The organism is Massilia sp. P2_C2, from assembly GCF_056404615.1.
This window is the reverse complement of sequence record NZ_JBFUDR010000670.1, coordinates 1-626: the sequence shown is the minus strand read 5'-3', so window position 1 is coordinate 626 and position 626 is coordinate 1. Positions and strand designations below refer to the sequence as shown.

Below are 626 nucleotides of genomic sequence, written 5' to 3'. Positions count from 1 at the left end.
CCAGTTCGGCCATCGCACGGAACACGGGCAGGCTGAGGGCGGCCGCCGCCTCGGTCGACGGCAGGCGCGCGTGCACCCGGCCTTCCGGCAGGCTGTCGCGCCACGTCCAGCCGAGCACCCGCAGGCCCGAGCGGCGCACGGCGTCTTCCAGCTGYGGTTGCAGGGCGCGCAGGTGCAGCAGGGTAGCGGGATCCGGCGTGCACAGTTCGAGCATGACGCCGTCGGCCAGCGGCTCGGCCTGCACCGTGACGACGGTGCCGTCGGCCAGCACCAGTTCGAGGCGCAGGGCGGCGCGGCGGCGCCGCCGCTGCGGCTTTTGTGACTGTTCCTCTTCCCCGATCACGCGCAGGTGCTGCGCCTGCGGCCCGCCCGCGTGCACGGTGAAGCGCCAGGCGTCGGGCGGCAGCAGAGCCAGGTCGGCCTGGCGCAGCACGCGCGCATCGAGGCCGCTTTGCAGCAGGGCGCCGGGCAAGGTCTGGCCGGATTGCTGCCGGGCGGCCTGGATCTCGCGCGTGACCAGTTGGGTGCCATAGCTGCGCACCATGCCGCGCCATGAGGCGGCGAGTGCGCCGCCGTCCGGGCTGGGCCAGGTCAGCTGGCGCGCCATCGCCACCTGGTCGGGGCGC

At 74.9% G+C, this 626-nt stretch carries 1 protein-coding gene; it reads right to left on the bottom strand.

The features are described 5' to 3' along the window. Positions 1-626: hypothetical protein (locus AC1DYX_RS31765; protein WP_477266266.1), on the bottom strand; the 626-nt coding region annotated here is incomplete at both ends.